The sequence below is a fragment of the Rhizobium metallidurans genome (assembly GCF_014196505.1).
Taxonomy (GTDB): Bacteria; Pseudomonadota; Alphaproteobacteria; order Rhizobiales; family Rhizobiaceae; genus Rhizobium; species Rhizobium metallidurans.
In genome coordinates this window covers 1-2,599 of the sequence record NZ_JACIDW010000056.1, presented here as the reverse complement: position 1 = coordinate 2,599, position 2,599 = coordinate 1, and the positions used below count along the sequence as shown (strand labels likewise).

At 65.8% G+C, this 2,599-nt stretch carries 4 protein-coding genes; all 4 read right to left on the bottom strand.

What is annotated here, in order from left to right; translation table 11 throughout:
• Window positions 1-139: 139 nt before the first annotated feature.
• From GGQ67_RS24990 to ccmB, 4 genes are read right to left on the bottom strand one after another with little or no spacing between them, the layout of a single operon-like run.
• Window positions 140-751 (bottom strand): DsbE family thiol:disulfide interchange protein, encoded by a 612-nt coding sequence (locus GGQ67_RS24990; RefSeq protein ID WP_246400340.1) that lies wholly within the window; start codon window positions 749-751, stop codon window positions 140-142.
• Window positions 752-774: 23 nt separating this feature from the next.
• A complete protein-coding gene (ccmD, locus tag GGQ67_RS24985) occupies window positions 775-966 on the bottom strand; it encodes a heme exporter protein CcmD (RefSeq protein ID WP_183902796.1) in 192 nt (63 codons plus the stop codon).
• A gap of 4 nt (window positions 967-970) precedes the next feature.
• On the bottom strand, window positions 971-1,732 hold the full coding sequence (locus GGQ67_RS24980; protein WP_183902795.1) for a heme ABC transporter permease: 762 nt from the start codon (window positions 1,730-1,732) through the stop codon (window positions 971-973).
• A gap of 47 nt (window positions 1,733-1,779) precedes the next feature.
• Window positions 1,780-2,439, bottom strand: coding sequence for a heme exporter protein CcmB (ccmB, locus tag GGQ67_RS24975; RefSeq protein ID WP_183902794.1), 660 nt, complete (start codon window positions 2,437-2,439; stop codon window positions 1,780-1,782).
• Window positions 2,440-2,599 lie beyond the last annotated feature (160 nt).

The window sequence follows — 2,599 nt, the reverse complement described above, 5'->3', positions numbered from 1 at the left end:
CCCGAACGTCCGCACTCCGACGGATGGCCATCCGTCGGAGTGCGCGTCGATCATCAGACAATCAACGCAAAATGAACATGCAAGGGGGCTCCGGGCTCCGACACTTACCGCCCGCAGGGGCCGCACGGCTAAAGCCCCCTTACAACCCCGCCTTCCCCAAAGCCTTCTCCATCGCCGGATAAAGCCCCTCTTTCAAACTGATATCGTCGAACGGGCCGACGCGCTTGTAGAGGATCGTCCCATCGGGGGCGACGAGGTAGCTTTCGGGGATGCCGTAGACGCCCCAGTCGATCGCCGCCTGCCCCTTCGGATCGACACCGATCGCCTTGTAGGGGTTGCCGAGCTCGCCGAGAAAGCCGAGCGCGTTGTCGTTCTTGTCCTTGTAGTTGATCGCCACGATGTTAAGCCGGCTATCTTTCGCCAGTTCCTTCAGGATCGGATGCTCCTGGCGGCAGGGAAGGCACCAGGAGGCGAAGACGTTGACCAGCGTCAGCTTGCCCTGAATGGCGGCGTCGGTCAGTGGCGGCACGTTGGAGCCCTCGAGCGGCGGCAGGTCGAGCGCCGGGGCCTTTGTGCCGATCAGCGCCGAGGGAATATCGGTGCTGCTCTTGCCGTGCACATCCTGGTCGTAGAGCATCTTGCCTGCCGTGCCGGCGATGCCGGCGAAGACGAGAAGCGGGATCAGCGCGAAACCGTAGCGGCCGATACCGCGCCGCGCCTTCGGCGCCTGCGGCGGGGCTGCGGCTGGCATGGGTTCGGTGTTCGGCGCGTCTGTCATGGGCTGGCCTTGCTGTGGGAGGCATTTTTGCTCCGGCTCGAGCGGCGGCGGATGCCGGAGGCTTCGAGCGCCTTGAGTTCGCGGCGGCGGGCGCGGCCGTCGAACCATGTCCAGAGCGTCACGCCAATGGTGACCGCGCCGGCGAAGAGGTAGGAACCATAGACATAGAAGGCGTAGGATTGCGTCATCTGTTTAACCCTCGCGGCTTGCCAGGCGCGCGGCGAGCCGGCGCTGGGCGGCAATCCGGCGGCGCCAGATCTCGTTGCGGATCGCCATGACATGCAGCGTCAGGAACAGCATGGTGAAGGCAAGAGCCATGACCAGCAGCGGGCGCAGGAATTCCGGGTCGATCGCCGGGCCGTCGAGGCGCAGCACGCTCGCCGACTGATGCAGCGTGTTCCACCAGTCGACGGAGAACTTGATGATCGGGATATTGACGAAGCCGACGAGGATGAGGACGGCCGAGAGGCGCGCGGCCTTGCCCGGGTCTTCCATGGCGCGATTGAGCGCGATCAGGCCGAGATACATCAGGAACAGGATGAAGACGGAGGTCAGCCGCGCATCCCAGACCCACCACGTCCCCCACATCGGCTTGCCCCAGAGCGAGCCGGTGACGAGCGCGATCAGCGTGAAGGCGGCGCCGAGGGGGGCAGCGGCCCTGGCCGAGACATCGGCCAGCGGGTGGCGCCAGACGAGCGTGCCGATCGCCGACAGGCTCATGATCGTGTAGCCCATCATCGACAGCCAGGCGGCCGGAACGTGGATATACATGATGCGGACGGTTTCGCCCTGCTGGTAGTCGCCCTCGGTCGTGAAGCTGAGATACAGCCCCACGATGAAACAGAGCGCGGTGATGCCTGCCATCCACGGAATGAGGCGCGCGGCGAGCGCCAGGAACCGCGTGGGGTTGGCGAGATCGCTGAATTTGGCGATGGCAAGGCTATTCTCGGTCATGCCGTCTCCTTAGCGCGATCCGCCGTTTTCGGCAATCAAGCCGATGATCAATCCGATGTGTTGCGCAGCGCCAGTGCCGCCGCCGCCGGCCCGATGACGGCGAAGAATAGGGTGAGCGCGGATAATATCAGGAAGGGCGGCAGGAAGGGGGAAGGCCCCTCGACGGCCGCGTAGCTGGCGCTGACGCCGAAGATCAGCACGGGGATCGTCAGCGGCAGCACCAGGATCGACACCAGCAGACCGCCGCGCGGAAGCGCCACGGCGACCGCCGCGCCCACCGCGCCGATCAGCGTGATGGCCGGCGTGCCGACCAGGAGCGTCAGCATGGTGGCGCCGATCGCCCTCTCGCTCATGTTCATGAACAGACCGAGCAGCGGCGAGGCGAGCACCAGCGGCAGGCTGGTGGCGAGCCAGTGCGCCACGCACTTGACGAGCACGGTCAGCAGCAGCGGCGTCTCCTGCATCAGCATCAGATCGAGCGCGCCATCGTCACGTTCCGCCTGGAAGAGGCGGTCGAGGCCGAGGAGTGCCGCGAGCAGCGCGCCGATCCAGACGATGGCCGGGCCGATGCGCGACAGCAGCGCCAGATCCGGGCCGACGCCGAAGGGGATGACGGCGACGACGGTGAGGAAGAACAACACGCCGACGAGTGCACCGCCGCCGGCGCGGATGGAGAGTTTGAGGTCGCGCAGCAGGAGGGCGGTCATGGGTGAGCCCTCTTTGGGGTGGGGTGGGTGATGGAGAAAGTCGTCCGTGTGGCCCCCTCATCTGCCTGCCGGCATCTTCTTGGATGATCAAAATATGAGATAGTTGTTTCTGCCGGGCGGGTGGCCACCCGCCCGGCAGCTGGTTGTCGGATCGTCACCT